Below are 16,050 nucleotides of genomic sequence, written 5' to 3'. Positions count from 1 at the left end.
ATATAGGTAGTGATATAGAAAGCTTTAAGGAGCACTGTGAACGCAAGACACCTGGAAATTATCCACTTAATCAATGAACATAAACGGTTAACGGTCAGTGAGCTAGCAGCCCACACAGGTGTTTCAGAGGTTACTATTCGCAGTGACCTCTCTTATCTGGAGCAGCAAGCCCACTTAAAACGCGTTCATGGGGGTGCTATTTCAGTACAGACCGATGATGTTAATGAACGGTTGACAATCCACTTTGATGTAAAGCAGCGATTAGTAGCCCATGCAGCGGATTTAGTATTACCGGGGGAGACCGTATTAATTGAAGGAGGAAGTGCTAATGCATTACTTGCTAAAGCTTTAGCACAGCGTGGTGATGTTTCTATCATTACCCCAAGTGCTTATATAGCGCACTCACTTAAAAATGATCATATCGATATTATTTTGCTGGGTGGTGTTTACCAGTCGCAAAGTGAAAGTTTAGTTGGACCATTAACGAAACTGTGTATTGAGCATATTAATTTTAGTACGGCATTTATTGGTGTGGATGGTTTTCATCAAAATACAGGCTTTACCAGTCGTGATATGATGCGTGCAGATGTTGTGCATGCTATTTTGAAGAAAAAACAGCGTAATATTATTCTGACTGATGCCAGTAAATTCGGAAAAATATGCCCCACAACGTTGGGTAAGATTGATGACTTTACTACTGTCATAACGAATCAAGGTATACCTGAAGCAGATATCACTTGGCTACAAAGTCAAAAACTGAAACTGATTTTAGTCTGATAGATTAAAATCAATTGGGCCAGAAGCCTGTGAAGGCCGTCTGGTTTATTAGGTTAGCCATGAAATGAATCTCTCAGCAAGCTTTCTTTAAAACTGTTGCAATCAGATGCTCATGATCAAATCGATTAAGAAACTGCTCAGCTCTTTTAATGGGGTTGAATAAGTATTGGTTTGGACCAAGCATTTTCCGCTGATTGAGACTATCGGTATCAAGTAGTGGAAAGTCAACCACGTCTATGTGAGCATCCCATCCTGGATAACGTGCAGACCAGCCTTTCCGAAAATGAGCTATTAGCTGATTTTTGAGCGAATAGCCATGAAAATCAAAAGCAACAATACCATCAGTGACAAAAATGTGGTTCCCATAGAACCCTGCTTTAGGCAAAATCCTCAAAGCATAAAAGCCTTTATCTCAGAATTTTTTAAGAAAAACCCCGGCTAAAATATGACATGCGCCAAAGCCAAAAAAAATACGGTCCGGTAGATTCCACCGTTTTTCAGGATATTTTTTTATCCCTGGTTTAAGAAAGTACAATACAAACCCTCCCTCCCTTAGTATTTTGCGATGAATACTACAGTTTAATATGATACTACCTGATGTCTCCTACAGGGAAATTGTATATAAACATATACCCTTCACGAATGATTTCTAGGTTTTGTTATCTTCACTCCTCATCCCAATCACCTATTAACATAGGCTCATGGGGCTTCGTCACTCGACGGCCGCACCTAAAAACCATTCGTATTGGGTATATTTGTAACTAGTGACAATAAAGATTGTACCAATGCAATGCATGAATCAAGCATTGCACACCCACCATTTGCTATCTTCTGGTCACATTTAAATAAAAAATAATCCTAATTCGTTGTAGGGTATGATAGGACAAAGGTGGGTAGTATTCGTTGAACTGTTTGCTGCATTCTGCAGCAGATAAGTTAAACAGCTTCACGAATGCAATCATTGGCGATATCTTCAATCGAATTGTTTTCTAAAATGATAATGTCCGTTAACGCTTCCATTTTATGAACGACATTTGGAAAAACTTTAATTACCTTATGCTCATCGATAATTTGCTCTTTGATTTCTGATGTGCCATGGAGTCGATATAAGAGCTTTACTTTTCCAGATATAAGCACGAAGGTTTTTTCTTTAGTACCAATGTTTTTGCCTTCGTGGTATGTATTCCCACTGATTGAGCCTGCTTTTCGCGTTAAGAAAACAAACTGGCCATAATCTTTTATACTAAATTTTTTGGTTACACCACGTTCATCTGAACCAATGGGTGCAAAATCAATGACTTCTACTTCCATTTCGTTACCTCTTGAATATGAAATCAATTTCATGGTCAACCATTACTTTAGCAGCCCATTCCATTACTGATATGCTTATTGAGTTATTGTTCATACGATTAGCTTTAAAGGATTATAATTGGTTACTCCGCTTAATATCCAAGTATCGATTCACTATCGCAGGGGGGAGTTTTTCGGGCAGGCTATCCAGAGTAAAAATTGACTGGCTGATTAATTGGTCATGTAAGGCTTTGCGCTGTTTTAAATAGACTTCACTGGCCGCATGATTTAATGCACCATTAAAGTCTTCAATGGGTTGGGTATGCAATGTGTCCAGAATATGTTCCCGCAGATTAGCCAGTAGTACCAAATGCCGACGACGAAGTAGCTTTAAGGCTGGAATTAAATCATCCGCATTTTCATCTCGCACATTAGATAAGGTGATGATTAATGAACGCTTTGGTTGATATTGCATTAAATGTTTAGCTGCAGATGAATAATCACTGGCCTGTGTTGTTGCCTGCAAATCGTAGATTTGATTAAGTAACTGATTAATGGTGTGCAGGCCTTTGGTAGGTGGGTACCAGCGGTGTTGTCCACTAAAAGTAATAAGGCCTACTGCATCCCCTTGCTTTAGCGCAACATACGCCAACAGTAGCATAGCGTTTAAACAATGGTCGAAATGGCTGAGGTCACCATCTTGTGTGCGCATACGCTGACCGCAGTCGAGCATAAAGATAATTTGCTGGTCTCTTTCATCCTGGTATTCTCTGGAAATCAGCTTACGTTTTCGCGCACTCGATTTCCAGTCAATTTGGCGCATACTGTCACCTTCACGGTATTCTCGTAACTGGTGAAATTCCAGGCCTTCTCCGCGCCGAGGTTTTTGGCGAATGCCCATCTGGCTGACGTGATTATCCGTCGCCAATAATAAATAATGACTGATGGCAGCAAAGTTAGGATAGACACGGGTTTTCGTGGAGGGTCCTAGGCGAAACTGGCGCTGCCATAGCCCCATAAGACTAAAGCTTTTAATGTAGCAAGGTGTGAAGCTGTATTCACCACGATGTAATGGGCGTAACTCGTAGTGTATTACCAGCCGCTTTGCGGGTGGAATGGTTATATCTTGGGGTAGGTTTTTAACGTCATGACCTTGAGGATAACCATCAATAACACTTAACTGTTGTGGGCTGTCCTCTGTATTGGTCATGATCAGCTTTATTTTATGCCACTCACCCAGCGACATTGATGCTGGGGCTTCACGCTCAATATGTAAAACGGGTGATTTGATTAGTGTTAGGCTGTCAATTAATAACAGAATAAGGGTTGCGGCAAAAAGATAGTGTCCATAGGTTTCTAAAAAATTGAGGTTATACCCAAAAAGGTTACCGATAAAAATAAGACAGGTGGCAATAGTGATGCCACCGGACAGAAAAAGTAAGCGTTTACTTGGTGTCATGATCTTGGAGCAGCAACACTGTCTAGTAGATTTTTCAACACTTCCTCTACAGAAAGTCCCTCAATTTCCAGCTCTGCCGCTAAGCCTAGTCGATGTCGCAAAGCAGCAGGCGCAACCGTTTTGACATCGTCTGGTGTAACAAAGTGCTGTCCTCTTAGTAACGCTCTAGCGCGTGCTACTCGAATCAAGGCAATTCCACCCCGTGGCCCTGCACCATGGTTTAACCCTTGCCAAGCACGTGTGGCGTGAATAATCCGAATAGCGTAATCCAGTACCTGGTCATCTACATCAACTTGCGCCGTCACTTTTTGTAACTGAATTACGCCTTCTGGCGAAACAACTTGTTGTAACTCAGAGACGTCAAGTACATCAGATAACTTATTTGTCGTCACTAGTGAAACAAGGTTTTTTTCCGCCTCAAGAGAAGGATAGTCAATACTTACTTTCAACATAAAGCGGTCCAGCTCTGCTTCTGGTAATGGGTAAGTACCTTCTTGTTCAATGGGGTTTTGAGTCGCTAATACCATAAAAGGTGGTTGAAGAGATAAGGGACGACCTTCAATAGTAATTTGTTTTTCCTGCATGACTTCCAGTAAAGCCGCTTGAGTTTTTGCAGGGGCTCGGTTAATTTCATCGGCAAGCAATAAGTTGGTAAAGGCTGGTCCACGACGTATTTTAAATTCTTCACTTTTCATGTCGTATATTGCATGGCCTGTGACATCACTCGGCATGAGGTCAGGAGTGAATTGAATGCGCCCGAATTTACAGCCAAAGCAAGCGGCTAATGCTCTTACCAGTAGTGTTTTCCCTAAACCTGGAACCCCTTCGATTAGTACATGACCTGAGGCAAGTAACGTCATCAGGACTTGGTCAACGACAGACTCTTGCCCAATGACGGCTTTATTAATTTCGGTACGTATGGCATTAACTTGTTCAGAGGCCTTGCTGAATATTTCTGGATTAAGGCTACTCATAGCTGGTTCCTGATATGTTGCAGGTTTTTAGTAACACGAATAAATTCAATTTCATTGTGTAAGGTGTCCTGGGACATTGTCCACTGCACCTCTTCAATAGGTAAGCCACTTAATGTCGCTAATAATTGATACTGTTTCACTTGAGACAGCTCACTGTATTGTTTGTGATGCAAGCGAATACGTTGCTCTACTTGTTGCTTTAAAGTGTTAATGAGGTAACCAGATTGCTTATTACGCCAGAAGAAACTAGCGACAGCTTGTAAATGTTCGAGTAACTGGCGTCGTTCTGGGCTGGCTTCTGGTTTTGTCTGGCCAAAGCGCTTGGCATGATACCAGCAGAAAAAAAGAATAAATGCAGCCAGTGAAAACAGTATAGGCAGTGCGTGCTGTACTAATAGTTGCCATAGAGATGGGTATTCCAACCCGTAAAGCCACCAAACAGAAGTGTGATCAGCTAATAATAAGCGTAAAAGATAAGCATGGTCATAATCACCAATTTCATCATTTTGCCAAATACCCATATACGTCAGCACAGTGACACGGCCATCACCAATGGTTTTTTGAATAAGCTGATAAGGTGGTTCAACACTGTTTTTTAACAGTAACTCACCTTGTGTGTTGACTAAACCAAAGCTTGTTTGTAAATCAATGGTCAAAGGTTCTTTTTCAGTCGGCCAGATTAATGTATTGGGTAAACGAACCGGTGTTTTACACAGAGGTACGTCTTCTGTGGTATTGTCACTTTCAGTTTTTTTAGATGATTTTTTTTGCTGTAAAGTGTTACGTTCGTCGTCTTGAAGATAGACGGCTTTAATTCCCCAAGACTCCAACAGCGGGTCAAGTACCTGATCGTCAAATAACCATGGCTCGCTATAACTGACTAATAAATGCCCCCCGTTGCGAACCCAGGTATCTAATTGCTGACGACGTTGCTCTGACAAAGAAGCTCTGGAACTGCTTAAAATGATGGCATCACTGGTTTTAGGCAGTTTATCCAGTAATTTTAAGTTTTTATGGCTTTCAATATGGATATTATTTCGCTTAATAAAACGCTCAGCCGCAAGGTATTCATTCAGTCTTGCTTCTGTAGAAGGTGGTACCCACTCAGTGTCGTCATAGGGTTCTAGCATTAACCAGAAGAGACCTACAAAAAGCAATATGAAACCTAAAATAATGAGGATGGGCCAATTGACTTCAAGTGATGCTTTACGATTCATTGGTCACCCTGCATAAATAACTGTTGCCACTGTTGGCAAAGTGCTAATAGCGCCGATCGGTCAGGTAGCTCATGTCCATAAGCCGTCGTGGTCCAGCACAGGGTGAGCTGGTGAAAAAAATCACTGAACTGGGGGGTGTCTTTCTCTACAAGTTGGCAACACTCACCTTCAGTATGAGAAGATTGAAAACGAAGCTGGTAATTGTGAAGTAATTTACTCAGTGTCCCGCGGTATAGCAAGCTTAAGGCTTCCCGGGGGTTATGGTTGCTCAGTGTACGAACGTGGGCAAGCAAGTCATCGGGTAAATGTGACTGTCGTATATCCAAACCCATTATTTCTGTAATGGGTTGTGCTTTTGGTGTCTTTTTCCAACGCCACTGTTTAGGTACTAAATAATTAACCCAGCGACGATAGCGGTAAAGTAAAAAGACGACTAACGCAATGGCTGCACCCCATAATAAAATTTCAATTAATTTAGCCATGCCTTTAATAAAGGACTCTATGCCAGAAAAGTCGAGATCATGTTCTGGTTCTGGAACATCTTTTTTTAAATTAAAGTCAGGTAGACGATAGTTCGTGATGTTTTTGTGGTAGCCAAAGTCATGGTCTGCGAGAATTTCATTAATTTGCTGTTTGGCGACTATTTTAGGTTTATTGGGTTCTGTTGTTGCTGATGTTTGTGCCCAGCTTGCGTTAGGTAAGCTCAAACAGGTGGTAAGCAGTATGCCTGCTCCCCAGGCGAGAATACTAGCAAGCTTAGTGGTTGCCAGATGAGATTGTTGGTGACGAGCCAGTAAACGACGAAAGGCAATTTCAGTATCCCAAGCTTCTAGGTGAGTACGGCTATTGATGTACAATGAAAAGCCGCAGGCAATATAGAATGGATTAAATAAAACGATAAAGATATACATCAGTATACAGCCAAGCCAGAGCGCGATGTCTGTTGAAAACAGACCAAAAAAAGCTAAACGGTCTTGATGTTGAACCACTTCATCCGGAATCATCATATTAATAAAAGCAATGGTGGCAAGTAAAAAAAGCCATAATAATCCATGCAGAATCAGTGTTAATAAAATAGATGCGCCACCTCGTATATGGAGAATTTGTAGACGTCTACGGCGCTTGGAGCCATTTAATTCTTCCAATACACTGACTGGTAAATTAAATGAGCGGTGGGGGCTAATTCGTCGCCACAAGAGTGAGGAAAACCACTGAATACGACAGGTTTTACCTGCAGCAGCAAGCAATTGGCGATAACTCAGTGACTCCCCAAAAAGTAATCGGCTGTAGTAAAACAGTGTGGGCTTTTCCCAGATCCCCTGTAACCACCAGATAATCACCACAGCCCAATAGGGTTCATCATTAAACAACCAGCAAAGCAGTAAAAATATTGGCAGAGTGATTATTAAGCTGACCATTAATGGAGGCCAGAACCAGCGTTTGGTCATCGCCAGTCCTAAGTCAACCGCTTGCCAGCTACTACGAGGGCGGACAGTAACGGTTATTTTACTCAGATCCATGTGACCTCCGGCCGACCCCTAAAAAGTAGCAGATAACAATTGTCCACAGTCCCACAGCTACCCAATACTTAGTGTATGCAGGGAAGAGGGTAGATGAAGACCAGAAGGCTTCAATAAAGGCGGCAATCACCAGCATGCCAATTACGCCGTAAATAAGTTTGATACTGATCTGAGAGGCTTTCATGAGTGCTGCTTTACGACTTAGGTTGCCAGGACTTATCAGTGCCCATCCCAGCTTTAAACCTGCACAGCCCGAAATCGCAATAGCCGTTAACTCAAAGGAACCATGTCCACAGACAAAGGAATAAAAGGTTTCAACATAACCAATATTAATCATATGGGCACCTAGCCCACCAAAAAGTAACCCATTAAAAAACAGAATAATTAAACTGCCAATACCGGCTAACAGACCACCTGCAAAGGTTCGAAAGCCGACAGTAATGTTGTTTTTTATATAGTGACCAAACATTGCAAAATCGTCAGCTGAGTCGCGTTCAAAGCCGATGATTTTGCGTGATGGCTCGTACATAGACTCAAAGTTGACAACCGTTTCTCGATCAATAAAGCTGTATAACACATCAGGTGACATCCAGACGGCTAACCCAAAGAGTATTGCTGGTAAATAAAGCGCAAGGGTTGCAATCCAAAAAAAACGCCACTCCTGTCGAATAAGTTGTGGAAATTCGTACAAAAACAAGCGACCCAACTTACTCCAAAAACCTATTCGTTGTCGGTAAAGACACTGGTGGCCCAAAAGTGAAAGTTGATTAAGGTGCTCCGTTAAAAAACGGCTGTATTGGCGCTGTCTTGCTAATGCTAAATGGTTACAGGTTTGTCGATATAGGGTAATAAATTCTTCCGCTTCCTCAGTACTGAGAGGCTTAGGAAAAACCTTAGTGACTTGTTTGGCAAGTGTTTGCAGACGGTCCCACTGAGCCTGATAGCGTCGTTCAAAATCTTGCTGCTTCATTGTGATGACAACAGACCCTTGGCTAGTTGATGTAAATAGGTGACAGCTGAGGTACCTTCACGCTTGAAGACCGGTTCAACAATATTGGCAAGCTCCTCTGCTCTTGCATTCGATATTGAACGGTAGCGTTCTGCAAAATTAATAATGGCGCGCTGTTCTTCAATAGCAAGTGAGATGGGCAGTTTAATTGGCGTCACGTCAGGTAACGTATTCAGTTTGGCGGTTGGTTCGTTATAAACAACAAGCGTGCCTGCTGCTATGTCGCCTAGTCGTTTGAAATCTTGTCGTAATGTCATCGTCACCAGTCCAGTAACATAAAACAGTGGTAGCCAATCGACATAGCGAATTAGGTTACGCAAAAAAGCACGGGAGAAACTGACAGGGGTAAAGTTTTCATTAATCACTTGAATATTCATGGCACGCTTGCCTGGAGTTTGACCATTATAAAAGGTCTCAAACAGAGCGCCGTAAAAGGTATCGATAATAAACGCAAAAATTAGGAATAAGCCAAAGCCTAAGTCGCCAAAAATCTCCAGAATAATTCCGAGTATTAGAAAGACAACAGCCCGAATGACAAAGTCAATCAAAAACGCAGTCACTCTAACCAGTGGACCTGCGACGTCTAATTCTAGCCGAATGCCTTCGGGCGTTTCATAAGTTTTGCCGGTGTCTAACATTTAATCAAAAACCGTTAACGTCTACTGCAAATGCTATAGAAGATAGCACATATCTGAATGCTAATACATTGGATGCCTTGAGTTTATTGTTGTGAGCTGATGAGGTTGTATATAATAGACCCCATTTCTGTTTTGGATAAACGCGGTACTTATGAACATAAAGCAAATTAATGCTGAAGATGTATTACCGGTAAGGCATCAGGTTCTCTGGCCTGAAAAGCCCATTGAGTTCTGTTGTGTTGATGAGGACGTAACGGGTATACACTTTGGTGTTTATCTGGATCAGAGGCTGGTTTCAGTTGCTTCTATTTATATTGATGGCACTCAGGCAAGATTACGAAAGTTAGCTACATTGAATGACTATCAAGGAAAAGGTATTGGTTCGGCATTGATTGAGTATGTACTTACGTACTTAATGGAGTCCAGGATTCAGTACTTGTGGTGTGATGCGCGTGAGTCCGCGCGTTCCTTTTATCAGCGCTTAGGATTTAAAGTATTTGGTGAGCGTTTCTTTAAATCTAGCGTACCATATTTTAAAATGGGCCTTGTTTTGTAAAATAAACCTCATGCAGTCAAAACTATTTATTTATATACCCAGTACGAATGGTTTTTAGGTGCGGCCATCGAGTGACGAAGCCCCATGAGCCTATATTAATAGGTGATTGGGGTGAGGAGTGAAGATAACAAAACCTAGAAATCATTCGTGAAGGGTATATTATCGGTTTGAATTTTGGCTTTTGATTTTGTTAAGGGTGACTGTATAGCTAATCCCGCTTTTATCAAAAGATTTAATAAGTGATGTATTGATGTTGTGATAAGTCATCGTTTTTCCAGAAGGAAAGTGTACTTTTATCTTCATGTTTATCTCGCTTGTTTCTCTTTTTATTATGTTTGCTCTAATATGATGAAAGAGTATAAAAATACTATTAATTAGTAAAATTAATGATTCTAATTGAGCATAAGATAAACTTATCTGTAATAATTATCTCTTTACACCCTGGGCTGATGTCTATAACAGCCTTTGCATATTAAAGTCCCTTTATTTCCATCAGTTTATTTTTTGACTGGTTCAACTGATGCTAAAATTTTGCTATTTGCGGGTTGTTAGCCTTTACTCTTCCTTGATATGCCCTCCGCTTTGGGTATAGAAAAGATTAATACGAGAGACGAGCTTATTATGACTGAGATGTGGTATGACTTTTCAGAAAATATGGATTCTGTTGAGTGGATTTCTGAGCTTCCGAGTGGATTAGTGAGTAAGCGTATTAATTTACAATATCAGCGTGTGGAACTAAAGAAAGTCGCGGAAGGTTATATCATTTATATAGGGCCAGCTGATCCTGATAAAGGTGGCGATGGCATAGAAATTAATTTAGATAACCAAATGAACCTTACAGATTATGTGATTGAAAGGATTGAACCTGTACCTATTAACAATAGCCCTTAATTAAGGGGGGCAGGTGAAAGATGGCAGTACTTGTGCATATTACTAGCATAGAGAATGAGGCAGCTATCAAAAGAGCGGGTATAAAGCCCGGCTATAGAAATGTTGTATTTTTTATGCCCCATATGAAAGATTGTTTTATATCACATCAATGGGCGCGGGAACTTAAGCGGTTTGGCATTAAGAATTTTGCAGCTGTTGACTTCAAAATACCAGACGATGAAGAAATATGGTTTGGTAAATACCATTTGCAACATGAAAAAATGGAGTTAAATAAAGCAATTTCATTATTTATGAATGCTGAGGATAAACTAGGGTATGAATTTTTTATTGACAGAAAAATTGAACCAAGGGAGATTATAAAGATAAGAAAAATCCCTAAACCGATGGGGTGGCGATATCAACCTCATGCGCATGGTAAAAAACCTTGTTCTTGTCCTAGATGTCTACAAGCTGGAGGCTATAAAACAAAAAAATTGAAAGAAATTGAAAGTGAGTCAATAACAAAAGCAGAGGCAATGAAAATTATTGCTACAAGTAATGATGAAGATGAACTATGGGAGGCTGTTCGTCGTTTACAGGGTAAATGGAAAAAAGGCTCTCCTCAAATTCTTGAACGTATCCTGAGTTTTAATGATGAATACCTTTTATGTGATTTAATTGAGTTATTATCAGAGTATAGGCATCCTCTCGCAAAGGAATACTTGATTAGGCTAACTGAATCAACATGTGATGATGTTAGTGAGTTAGCCTATGAAAAATTAAAGAAAAAATAATTTTAAGTGTTTAAGCCTTAACAGGTCCTAACGTGGAGGGGGATTTAAAGCCCAAGGTTATGGGTTTTTATACCCTTCACGAATGATTTCTAGGTTTTGTTATCTTCAGTCCTCGCCCCAATCACCTATTATTTATAGGCTCATGGGGTCTCGTTATTCGATGGCCGCACCTAAAAAACATTCGTATTGGGTACATATAAGTTATTATAATATGGTGTGGCTTTTACGAGGAGCAACGAACAAGAGTTTCAATACGGTTTTTGTCTTTAATATTCCATAGTAATGTATTGGCATCTTTAGGTTTTAAGTAAAACTGTTCTTCATAACTTTCCCCTTCACCTGAGCATTGACTTTGAATGCGCCAATAACCATCTTCATATTTATCGGTATTCTGAATATTGCATGACCACTCGTAACCTGAAATTTTTTCTGAAGTAACTTCAAGTGGAAAGTGGTAAGTTGCAGGGTCTGTCTTAACCGTTTGACAATCTTCTTTCGAGTATGCCCAATTGCCCACAATACTTATTTTTGAGGTTTCTTCGATGGTATGCCCAGCTTGTTCGGCTTGTTCGGGCTGTTCAGGTTGGACAGTACTTTCAGAATGTGTTTCAGCTTTGACTTGCTGATGGGTTTGCTTGTTGCTGTCTTCTTGTTGAGAGCAGCCAAGCAGGCTTAAACAACAAAAGGATACGATGGATAACTGTTTTAAGTTCATAAGGTCACCCCTAGGTTGAAACAGGTAATAGGAAGAAAATTGAGAATTGTATTTGTATCGATTAGACAACAGTTGTGTGTGATGATTTCATTTAACACCAACATGAACTCTTAATATAAGATGTTGGTATATATTATGAGTTTTGTTATCCATTGATAGGACAGGCCAACTTGATTACTAGGATACTGCTATGAGTCATTGAGACTCATAGCAGTGCCTTAGTGCTTAGAATTTTAACTGAACACCTGCAGAAATAAAGTCAACGTGATCAACGTCACTTACGTCGTCAATGCGCTCCCACTCGGCGACAATATCCATATTAGGTGCAATTGCGAACTTTGCTCCAACACCATAAAACAGGTCAGTGCCAGTTTCATCGTCACTAGCGCTGGTAAAACGGCCCCGATAGTGGCCATCAGCATCCCAACGCATTGCCCCGATTTTACTGGTCAGGCTGAACTGGTTATTAAGGGGTAATGTTCCAGTAAGCGCAACCCCTAAGCCTTCAGCCTCAACGGAATATTTACCAAAACGATTTTTTCCTGTGGTTTCGCCAAAGTTGTAATAACCTGCTTCAATACCAATGTTTTGGTTTAATTGATAACCACCATAAAGTTTCCAGCCGGTGTCTTTTTCATCACAACTAAAACCGTCGGCGCATTCATCAAAATCAGTTTGACCAACATTGCCCCCTAGGTAAAAGCCATTACCTTGGGCGAGACTTACACCACTCATTAATGTAGTGATACAAAGTACAAGAATTTGTTTTTTCATAAAAACCTCTCTTGTTTTATGGATGATAAAAAGATGTGATACGTAAAAAAAGGTTGTTTTGATGAGGAAGTATTTGAAGGAATTATTGTTTGATGTTTTAGGTTAAGGTCATAATATAAGATATAAAAAATGATCAAAATTTATTTTATGTATATAAGTCATTTGTTGTAAGCAGAATGTTTTATGTTTGCTGGTTAAGTGGCAAATAATAAATAGCTGGTAGAAAAACGCATTGCATTTTTTGTGAGTTTCTGTTTTGTCTTCATGTATTGCGTATACACTGAGGCCCACTGCGCAGTGCCTTTTTGTTCTTACAAAAAAAACACTATACCCATCCACGAATGATTTCTAGGTTTTGTTATCTTCACTCCTCACCCCAATCACCTATTAATATATAATATAGGCTCATGGGACTTCGTCACTCGATGGCCGCACCTAAAAACCATTCGTATTGGGTATATTTTCGAGGGGGGCCATGTTTGTGAAAATGAATAAAAGAGTGTGATTTGGTTATAGTTAATTTGGTCTATTTAGATTGATTTAATGCGGAAGGTTAAAATATGTTAATAACGTATTATTTCGTAAGTTTTCGTCAACACAAATAGTTAAAAAGTAATGTTAGACTATGCTATACCCACAACAAAGCGTATAAGTGAAGTGATTCAAAGCATGACCTTGTGTGTGTTCTAAGATTTAAAAATCTTACCTGTCTTGCTATTCAATGTTTGAGTACACTATAGTCAATCCGGAGTACTTGTTATGCCATTAACCCCAGTGAAAGATATGTTCTAAGACCGGTAACCACGTTCAAACTGAATTAAAGCCTGGGATTTATACTCAAAGCGAAGGGTATAGGCTACAAGCACTCTTAAAAAGGCATTAATAGGAGATTCATTGAAGAATATGACGAGTTTGATAAAAACGTTTCAATGTGACCAAAACGCAAATAGCTGGGGTCTATCAAAAAGGTAACGCTGGCTATACCAACTTCGTAGTAGCAAGCTGAATTACTGTAGTGACAGAATCTCCACTACAGTATACCTGTGACATGGACGTTTTTGGGCGACAGGCATTATGGTGTGATGAAGCTTAAAACTTACCTTGAGTGTATTGAAAACCATGTGAAAAGTTAGATGCACTTAACTCTAAGTCCCGAGTGACAAAACACAGTCGGTAAGTCTAAAAGTCAATGGTGAAGGGTATTAATCTTGCGAGTTGGCTTGTTGGGGGAGGTATTGCCAGCACTCATTCCTGTGTGAGTGTTGAACTATTTAATGGAGTCGTTAAGTTTAATTGAAAAGCAGGATCATGAGATCTTGGTTAAACATGAATATATACCCTAAGTGAAGGGTATTGCGTTAGGAACGTTAAGGGAAACTGCCTATGTTATGGAATGCTGTAAAGCCTATTTGTGTTGTACTCTCTCTTTGTTTGACGCCCCTGCTAAGTTATGGTGAAACTCATGCAGATACACCTTCTAAAACAGAAAGTGTGAAGTCAGATAAGGTGAAAAGTGAGTCTTATCTCTCTTATGGTGAGACATTATCCCAGATTTTAATTCAGTATAAAAACAAACCCATCACTGTTGTGCTTTCTTCTGGTCAGGAACTCTCGGGAACAGTAGAAAGTATTAATGATTCACTTGTTGTAATTAAATCACTAAAGGGTAGAGAGTTTTATGATGCAGTTGTGCGTCATAGCATGATTGATGCCCTGATTGTTCGCAGACCTGAGAAGCAGTAGTTATTTTTGGTGTGAAGGAATTATGCACTAAAGCATTTCATGTTTTAGCTTGAAGTATCCCTGTTACGAAGGGAATAAACAAAGGACTGGCTATGAATAAATACATGATTTTTGAAAATAGTGCTCATGATATCCAAGTGGTAAAGCGTGGCTGGTCATGGCCTGGTTTTCACTTTGGTTGGCTGTGGGCTCTTTTTAAGGGGCTACCGTTACTGGCCTTATTTGGTATTAGTGTCATAGTGGTAGCATACATCTCTTGTTTACTTTATTTGTTTCACTATGGTATGCAGCTCATACTGCTCGCACTGGCTTTGAGTTATCTCATACAAAGTGTTTGTTGTGGCCTGGTTGGTAATAAGATGATGTACAGACAGCTAGCCAAAAAGGGTTTTGAGTTAATTACAGTGATACCCGCTCATAGACCTGACATTGCGTTACGCGTCTACCGGCAGCGACGAAATGAGCAAAACTACCAGCGGTTACGGTTTTCTCAACGGCAAGCTCGGTTAAATACTGCTTGATATAGATTCAGTGAAAATAGTAAGGCATGGTGCTGTTTCTATTAGTGAAGCAGTACTGTGTTTTTTTGGTATTAAACACCTGTAGTTTTTTAAGTGACGAATGTGTCTTTGTCAGCCAGGTAAATCTCTCCCAAAAAACTTCACTATACATATTGATAAGTCTTAACGCTTAATGGCATGTTGGCAGCATGAAAGCGTATTTTTCAAAAAAATTAAATTTAGCCCATGCAATTAATGTGATAATGTTAGTGGTTTTTGGTGCATTAATGATGTTAATTTGCACTGCAAATGAGAAATAAAACACTAACATAAGTGAAGAGGTCACCTTTGAAACGGTTATGCTACCTGCTGTTATTCATTTGCTTCTGGGTTTCTGGTTGTCTTTTCCCTGAACGCTTTTCAGCCGAAATTGCTATTCATAAAGATCTTTCATTTGATTTTAAATATGAAGGAATTCTCACTGCAATTATGGCTCGTGCAGATGAAACTGAGCAGGGACATATCAGTAGTGAGCGAGAGCGCGAAATGTTGAGATGGGCTGAAGAGCTTAAACGTGATCCTGGCTTTAAACAGGTTAACTATATTGGTCATGGTCAGTTTAAAGTTTCTTACGAAAAACATGGTCAGCTTGATAAATCATTTGCGTTCGTAGCTAAAGACATTAAGTTAATATCAATAGTTCCAAAGAAAAATAATACAATTGAGATAAAGGGGTTAAAGGTCTCAAAATCTAGGCGTCATAAGTTGAATGTGCTGGGGATGACGATAGAAGGTGACCTACATATTGTGAGTGATTTGCCAGCAATTCAGCATAATGCACAAGAGTTTCATGCCAGTGAGTCATCTACGGCGATTTATCATTGGCATGTTGCATCACTGACTGATCCTGCGCCAAGGTTAGTTTTGTCAGCGCTGTAGTATCATGTACTACCCCTATACTTAACGCGATGCTCGACTTTTTAGCCTATTAATTTAGCTAACTGAAGAGGAGCATTGCCTTGGTTCCTATTAAATAATACACACAAACTGTGTGATAATAGCTTGCGGGTAATTCGATTAGTCAAGCTCCATAGTGTTCTGCCTTTGGTTCGCTGAATATTAAACCTTTCTACTAGCTGACCAATCGTTGTCTCCACCCGCCGTCGGAGCCGGTTTAACTGTCCCCTCCATTTCTCAGGGAGTTGATCCACCAT

At 40.1% G+C, this 16,050-nt stretch carries 17 protein-coding genes and 1 pseudogene; 7 read left to right on the top strand and 11 right to left on the bottom strand.

Annotation, left to right across the window (positions count from 1 at the left end):
• The first annotated feature begins 36 nt into the window (after window positions 1-36).
• Window positions 37-777, top strand: coding sequence for a DeoR/GlpR family DNA-binding transcription regulator (locus tag F607_RS0113670; protein ID WP_027708531.1), 741 nt, complete (start codon window positions 37-39; stop codon window positions 775-777).
• A gap of 73 nt (window positions 778-850) precedes the next feature.
• On the opposite strand, the gene F607_RS29730 is transcribed toward F607_RS0113670, so the two are convergent.
• From F607_RS29730 to F607_RS0113630, 8 genes are all read right to left on the bottom strand, one after another.
• Window positions 851-1,171, bottom strand: a complete 321-nt coding sequence (locus F607_RS29730; protein ID WP_211233643.1) for a hypothetical protein — start codon at window positions 1,169-1,171, stop codon at window positions 851-853.
• A gap of 542 nt (window positions 1,172-1,713) precedes the next feature.
• A complete protein-coding gene (locus F607_RS0113660) occupies window positions 1,714-2,088 on the bottom strand; it encodes a cupin domain-containing protein (RefSeq protein WP_027708530.1) in 375 nt (124 codons plus the stop codon).
• A 112-nt stretch (window positions 2,089-2,200) separates the two neighbouring features.
• Window positions 2,201-3,526 carry a DUF58 domain-containing protein gene (locus tag F607_RS0113655; protein ID WP_027708529.1) on the bottom strand — a complete coding sequence of 442 codons (1,326 nt, stop codon included), beginning with the start codon at window positions 3,524-3,526 and terminating at the stop codon, window positions 2,201-2,203.
• The gene (locus F607_RS0113650; protein ID WP_027708528.1) at window positions 3,523-4,500 is read right to left on the bottom strand and encodes an AAA family ATPase; all 978 of its coding nucleotides are present in this window, start codon (window positions 4,498-4,500) and stop codon (window positions 3,523-3,525) included. Before F607_RS0113650 ends, F607_RS0113655 begins: the two co-directional genes overlap by 4 nt.
• Window positions 4,497-5,717: a DUF4350 domain-containing protein gene (locus F607_RS0113645; RefSeq protein ID WP_027708527.1), complete on the bottom strand. Its 1,221-nt coding sequence runs from the start codon at window positions 5,715-5,717 to the stop codon at window positions 4,497-4,499. Before F607_RS0113645 ends, F607_RS0113650 begins: the two co-directional genes overlap by 4 nt.
• On the bottom strand, window positions 5,714-7,237 hold the full coding sequence (locus F607_RS0113640) for a DUF4129 domain-containing protein (RefSeq protein WP_027708526.1): 1,524 nt from the start codon (window positions 7,235-7,237) through the stop codon (window positions 5,714-5,716). The genes F607_RS0113645 and F607_RS0113640 overlap by 4 nt, the downstream gene beginning before the upstream one ends.
• Entirely contained in the window at window positions 7,224-8,207 is a 984-nt protein-coding gene (locus F607_RS0113635; protein ID WP_027708525.1) for a stage II sporulation protein M, read from the bottom strand. Before F607_RS0113635 ends, F607_RS0113640 begins: the two co-directional genes overlap by 14 nt.
• Window positions 8,204-8,884 carry an RDD family protein gene (locus F607_RS0113630; protein WP_027708524.1) on the bottom strand — a complete coding sequence of 227 codons (681 nt, stop codon included), beginning with the start codon at window positions 8,882-8,884 and terminating at the stop codon, window positions 8,204-8,206. Before F607_RS0113630 ends, F607_RS0113635 begins: the two co-directional genes overlap by 4 nt.
• 151 nt (window positions 8,885-9,035) lie before the next feature.
• Between F607_RS0113630 and F607_RS0113625 the strand changes: the two genes are divergently transcribed.
• From F607_RS0113625 to F607_RS32875, 3 genes are all read left to right on the top strand, one after another.
• A complete protein-coding gene (locus F607_RS0113625) occupies window positions 9,036-9,440 on the top strand; it encodes a GNAT family N-acetyltransferase (RefSeq protein WP_027708523.1) in 405 nt (134 codons plus the stop codon).
• A gap of 621 nt (window positions 9,441-10,061) precedes the next feature.
• Entirely contained in the window at window positions 10,062-10,331 is a 270-nt protein-coding gene (locus F607_RS0113620) for a hypothetical protein (protein WP_157365474.1), read from the top strand.
• A 20-nt stretch (window positions 10,332-10,351) separates the two neighbouring features.
• Complete coding sequence (locus tag F607_RS32875) at window positions 10,352-11,104, top strand: hypothetical protein (protein ID WP_051311474.1); 753 nt, start codon at window positions 10,352-10,354, stop codon at window positions 11,102-11,104.
• A gap of 223 nt (window positions 11,105-11,327) precedes the next feature.
• On the opposite strand, the gene F607_RS0113610 is transcribed toward F607_RS32875, so the two are convergent.
• A complete protein-coding gene (locus tag F607_RS0113610; RefSeq protein WP_027708521.1) occupies window positions 11,328-11,819 on the bottom strand; it encodes a hypothetical protein in 492 nt (163 codons plus the stop codon).
• 225 nt (window positions 11,820-12,044) lie between these two features.
• Window positions 12,045-12,593, bottom strand: a complete 549-nt coding sequence (locus F607_RS0113605; protein WP_027708520.1) for an outer membrane beta-barrel protein — start codon at window positions 12,591-12,593, stop codon at window positions 12,045-12,047.
• A gap of 1,383 nt (window positions 12,594-13,976) precedes the next feature.
• On the opposite strand from F607_RS0113605, the gene F607_RS0113600 reads away from it, so the two are divergent.
• From F607_RS0113600 to F607_RS0113585, 3 genes are all read left to right on the top strand, one after another.
• On the top strand, window positions 13,977-14,336 hold the full coding sequence (locus F607_RS0113600; RefSeq protein ID WP_027708519.1) for a hypothetical protein: 360 nt from the start codon (window positions 13,977-13,979) through the stop codon (window positions 14,334-14,336).
• A 92-nt stretch (window positions 14,337-14,428) separates the two neighbouring features.
• Entirely contained in the window at window positions 14,429-14,857 is a 429-nt protein-coding gene (locus tag F607_RS29720) for a hypothetical protein (RefSeq protein ID WP_038291338.1), read from the top strand.
• Window positions 14,858-15,184: 327 nt separating this feature from the next.
• Window positions 15,185-15,775 carry a hypothetical protein gene (locus F607_RS0113585; protein WP_027708518.1) on the top strand — a complete coding sequence of 197 codons (591 nt, stop codon included), beginning with the start codon at window positions 15,185-15,187 and terminating at the stop codon, window positions 15,773-15,775.
• A gap of 41 nt (window positions 15,776-15,816) precedes the next feature.
• Here the strand turns inward: F607_RS0113585 and F607_RS34665 are convergent.
• Window positions 15,817-16,050 (bottom strand): annotated as a pseudogene (locus tag F607_RS34665) (IS982 family transposase); the annotation flags it as partial.

This window comes from Zooshikella ganghwensis DSM 15267 (assembly GCF_000428585.1).
In the GTDB taxonomy this organism is placed as follows: domain Bacteria; phylum Pseudomonadota; class Gammaproteobacteria; order Pseudomonadales; family Zooshikellaceae; genus Zooshikella; species Zooshikella ganghwensis.
The sequence above is the reverse complement of the archived record's forward strand: the minus strand, read 5'-3'. Positions and strand labels throughout refer to the sequence as shown.

What these genes read in the sequence shown, in the direction of transcription:
- F607_RS0113600 (WP_027708519.1), top strand. Translation starts at nt 13,977, where the DNA reads ATGTTATGGAATGCTGTAAAGCCTATTTGTGTTGTACTCTCTCTTTGT.
- F607_RS0113660 (WP_027708530.1), bottom strand. Translation starts at nt 2,088, where the DNA reads ATGGAAGTAGAAGTCATTGATTTTGCACCCATTGGTTCAGATGAACGT.
- F607_RS0113655 (WP_027708529.1), bottom strand. Translation starts at nt 3,526, where the DNA reads ATGACACCAAGTAAACGCTTACTTTTTCTGTCCGGTGGCATCACTATT.
- F607_RS0113610 (WP_027708521.1), bottom strand. Translation starts at nt 11,819, where the DNA reads ATGAACTTAAAACAGTTATCCATCGTATCCTTTTGTTGTTTAAGCCTG.
- F607_RS29720 (WP_038291338.1), top strand. Translation starts at nt 14,429, where the DNA reads ATGAATAAATACATGATTTTTGAAAATAGTGCTCATGATATCCAAGTG.
- F607_RS0113650 (WP_027708528.1), bottom strand. Translation starts at nt 4,500, where the DNA reads ATGAGTAGCCTTAATCCAGAAATATTCAGCAAGGCCTCTGAACAAGTT.
- F607_RS0113605 (WP_027708520.1), bottom strand. Translation starts at nt 12,593, where the DNA reads ATGAAAAAACAAATTCTTGTACTTTGTATCACTACATTAATGAGTGGT.
- F607_RS0113625 (WP_027708523.1), top strand. Translation starts at nt 9,036, where the DNA reads ATGAACATAAAGCAAATTAATGCTGAAGATGTATTACCGGTAAGGCAT.
- F607_RS0113630 (WP_027708524.1), bottom strand. Translation starts at nt 8,884, where the DNA reads ATGTTAGACACCGGCAAAACTTATGAAACGCCCGAAGGCATTCGGCTA.
- F607_RS0113620 (WP_157365474.1), top strand. Translation starts at nt 10,062, where the DNA reads ATGACTGAGATGTGGTATGACTTTTCAGAAAATATGGATTCTGTTGAG.
- F607_RS0113640 (WP_027708526.1), bottom strand. Translation starts at nt 7,237, where the DNA reads ATGGATCTGAGTAAAATAACCGTTACTGTCCGCCCTCGTAGTAGCTGG.
- F607_RS32875 (WP_051311474.1), top strand. Translation starts at nt 10,352, where the DNA reads ATGGCAGTACTTGTGCATATTACTAGCATAGAGAATGAGGCAGCTATC.
- F607_RS0113645 (WP_027708527.1), bottom strand. Translation starts at nt 5,717, where the DNA reads ATGAATCGTAAAGCATCACTTGAAGTCAATTGGCCCATCCTCATTATT.
- F607_RS0113635 (WP_027708525.1), bottom strand. Translation starts at nt 8,207, where the DNA reads ATGAAGCAGCAAGATTTTGAACGACGCTATCAGGCTCAGTGGGACCGT.